This is a genomic window from Corynebacterium mastitidis DSM 44356 (assembly GCF_000375365.1).
Classification (GTDB): Bacteria; Actinomycetota; Actinomycetes; order Mycobacteriales; family Mycobacteriaceae; genus Corynebacterium; species Corynebacterium mastitidis.
This window is the reverse complement of the sequence record NZ_AQXB01000019.1, coordinates 1-3285: the sequence shown is the minus strand read 5'-3', so window position 1 is coordinate 3285 and position 3285 is coordinate 1. Positions and strand designations below refer to the sequence as shown.

Below are 3285 nucleotides of genomic sequence, written 5' to 3'. Positions count from 1 at the left end.
ATCCCACAATCTCGCGGCGGCTTCTCTCTTTACGAGCAAGCATCTTGCGCTTCCACCTCCCTTCTTACGTAGGCGGTGGCCTTCAACGGCACCCCGGTCCTCGCGCGGCGTGGAACTTCAGTGCCGCTTGAAGGGATGAACACGGCCAGGACACCGACGCGCCCATGACCGAGTGCCATTGTAACGGACATTGAATTCGGCCCCCTTGACGAAGCAGGACAACCCCAGCGATACTGGGTAACGACAGCCCGCCTACGACTGTCGAAAACGGCGAGAGGCCTCACCGCCGCCTAAAGCAAGTGAGACCTCCCGTGAGGCTAGTTGAGTAGCCACGAGAGCACATCGCGGACAATGCCCGCGATTTCAGTGGCCATCAACGTCACCAGCACCTGGAGCGCAATCTCACGAATCGCGTTCCAGGTGCTTCCCTTATCAGGAAGCGACATTCACCTCACCTCCCTCCCACGGTAGAAAACGAGCCATGCGGCACGCCCCACCTAGCGGTGGAGGTATCGCACCGCATGAAGGAACCGGGAAAACCCCGGTGAGATAGAGCCTATCCCGTGCCCGCGCTGAACAGGTCCCCCACTGTCACAGATCCATGTTCGGAAGCTCCTTGACGAAGCGCGGCAGCGCCAGCGATACTGGGCAACGACAGCCCCCAACTGTCGAAACGATGAGAGGCCTCACCGCCGGTGAAAGCACGTGAGACCTCTTGTGAGACTAGCTGAGCAGGTTGGTAATCGCCTCGACGATCAATCTTGCGATTACGTTTCCTGCCAGCCGCCCCAGGAACCGCTGCATGGAGCTGATACTCCAGCGGCGGTTTCTTCTATCCCCGCGTGCGCGGTGATAGTGGGCCATTAATCTCACCTCCTCCCCACAGCCGAAGGTGAACCCTCATGCGAGCACGCACCTCCGCCAGGCGGCGGAGACGAACGCGCCGCCAGGAGGAACCGGGAAAACCCCGGCCAGATAGAGCCTATCCCGTGCCCGCGCTGAACAGGTCCCCCACTGTCACAGATCCATGTTCGGAAGCTCCTTGACGAACCCCTGGCCGCCGAGACACGCGGGCCAGGACCTAAGAAAGTTCAACAGGCCCACCGCAAGCAGCCGTATACGGAGGCTTAGCTGCCACAGCCAGAGCACCCCCGCTTCGGCTAACGCCGCCCCCTCAAACTACGACAGCTACCCGCCCACCAGAACCTCAGATCCGCAACAGGCAAAAAGAAACCCCGCCGTATCAGGCCACAAAGCCTCTCCGACGGGGACAGACTACGATACCTAGCCCACAACCTCCGGTTGAAGATCCCGAATCTTAGTCAAGGTCTCCTTCACCTCAACCTCGTCTTCGACGTCGATATGTTGAATCTCAATCCAATCGAGAACATCATCGAAAGATAGATACTTGGCTACCTTCTCATACGTCACAAAACCTGCGGACAGCAAAGCAACGACAGGCTTCAGATGTAGAACTCGCGCGACATCAACAACAGTATGGGGGTCAGGAACAACGCCGTTCATCCAACCAGCAATCACCTCTTCCGACGTATCAAGCTGGCAAGCCACCACACTCGTTGTCCTGTTTTCAACCGCGTACTTTAAACATTTTGCCCACGACATGAGGTACCACCTTCTTCATCTGTAATCTACAGGCTAGATCACAATATGAGCATATATCACTATCTACATTTCATGAAACCATCCATTCAAAAAGTACCCCTGACCCCAGGGGGGTACTCGGTGCATTTTCCCAGTTGAACTGGGGTGAAGAGGTGCTGCCACAGCGCCTGCACCGTGGGTACCTCCTCTGGTCAACGGTCAAGTAGCGCTAGTGGCCCCTGTGGGGTGCACACACCTTGCGGCGACTTTGGACCCATGCTTCTAGTTTCAGGCCGTCAGCAGGCCCGCTAAAGGCGCATACGGGGCTCTGGAAGCTCATGGAGGTGTACACGTTGGCGTGACGGTAGTGCGGGCGTTGCCGATGTGAGGCGCTAGGAGGCTGTGTGTGGCGTTGAGGGGCTGTGGGTGTTGTGCTACAGCGCTGGTTTTGGCGAGTCCGTGGAGCACCTACCCTTACGTTCTCACCACCGACGATGGGTCTGGGCGCACCCACCACGTTCTTTTCACCCATGCTCACGACCGCACCTATGGGGCGAGGTTGGTGCGGTTTATCCAGCAGATCGCCGCAGCCGTGCCAGCTCCGACATCATCGACGTATCAGTATCAGGAGGTCGTCGTTGATGTTGCCCGCAGCTGTGGACGCCGTGTCTCTGCCCAGGCTGGTACGCCCCTCTGGGAGGCTGTAACCCCGCCGCCACCAACACCAGCATGCGGAGTGATCCTCAGCGCGCCTAGCACCGAGATCAACAAGCACTATCTCCCGCAGCAGCTTCTCACGCTTGTCTGCTCGTACATCAACGCACACCAGGTCACCGAAGCACTGATCACTCCGCACACACGACGCCCCGGTATCCCTGCGGCCACCAGCAACTACTTCTTCGGGTTCTCCCCTGAGCAGCTGCGCATTCGCCTCCGCCAGCGCCGTCTCCTACCAAGCACGGGCCGCGTGGTCACCCCTGCGCCGGTGCTTTGCAGCGCCCAGGCGGAAGAGCCGTTCATGGAGGCCGTGCACCAGCGCATCGCCAGCCGTACCACGGGGAGGGCCGTCTAATGGGCTTCGTAGAGATGGGCATCGTCGTCGAGCAGGTGACCGTGCTCAAGCCCGGGCCGAAGTTCACCCTTGCGATGCTCGCAGACCGCGCGGACCCCAAAGGGCGCACAGACGGCCGGGTCGAGTGCTGGCCGAGTATCCGTGAGCTGGTGCGCCGGACCGCGCAGTCGAAGTCCACGGTGCTCCGCCAGCTGAACTACCTCCAAGAAATCGGTCTCATCGAGGTCGAGAAAAGGTGGCACACCGACGCCAGCGGCCAGGCCCGCCAGGCAACCAACCGGTACATCATCAACCTCCCGGGCATCCATCGCGGGGAGTTCCGTGCAGACGAGGTTATCTACAGCCACGATACGGAGCCAGAACCCACGGCGGCTCCTTTGGGTGTCACAATGACACTCAAACCTAAAACCCCAGGTCACGCTAAGGGTTCCAATTTGACACCCAAAGGCGAGTATGGGTGTCAAAACCCGCAGAGTATGGGTGTCACTGGTGACACCCCTAGAAAGACCAACATAAATACCAACCCCTCCCCCTCCCTCCCCCACGACGAGGGACCACCCGCCAACCCGGATGGGGGCGGCGCTACCGCGCCTGGGGAGGAAGATTCCCCC

Annotated in this window: 4 protein-coding genes; 2 read left to right on the top strand and 2 right to left on the bottom strand. The window is 59.8% G+C overall.

What is annotated here, in order from left to right; translation table 11 throughout:
- Nucleotides 1–317: 317 nt before the first annotated feature.
- Together B140_RS14590 and B140_RS14045 are read right to left on the bottom strand one after the other, a co-directional pair.
- Nucleotides 318–446 (bottom strand): hypothetical protein, encoded by a 129-nt coding sequence (locus tag B140_RS14590; RefSeq protein WP_018119457.1) that lies wholly within the window; start codon nucleotides 444–446, stop codon nucleotides 318–320.
- An 838-nt stretch (nucleotides 447–1284) separates the two neighbouring features.
- Nucleotides 1285–1623, bottom strand: coding sequence for a hypothetical protein (locus B140_RS14045; RefSeq protein ID WP_156801799.1), 339 nt, complete (start codon nucleotides 1621–1623; stop codon nucleotides 1285–1287).
- A gap of 715 nt (nucleotides 1624–2338) precedes the next feature.
- On the opposite strand from B140_RS14045, the gene B140_RS0111265 reads away from it, so the two are divergent.
- Nucleotides 2339–2674 (top strand): hypothetical protein, encoded by a 336-nt coding sequence (locus B140_RS0111265; RefSeq protein ID WP_018119455.1) that lies wholly within the window; start codon nucleotides 2339–2341, stop codon nucleotides 2672–2674.
- On the top strand, nucleotides 2674–3285 hold a 612-nt coding region (locus B140_RS0111260; protein ID WP_018119454.1), incomplete at its 3' end, for a helix-turn-helix domain-containing protein. The genes B140_RS0111265 and B140_RS0111260, both read left to right, overlap by 1 nt.

Coding starts and splice junctions, on each gene's coding strand:
- B140_RS14590 (WP_018119457.1), bottom strand. CDS start 446: ATGTCGCTTCCTGATAAGGGAAGCACCTGGAACGCGATTCGTGAGATT.
- B140_RS14045 (WP_156801799.1), bottom strand. CDS start 1,623: ATGTCGTGGGCAAAATGTTTAAAGTACGCGGTTGAAAACAGGACAACG.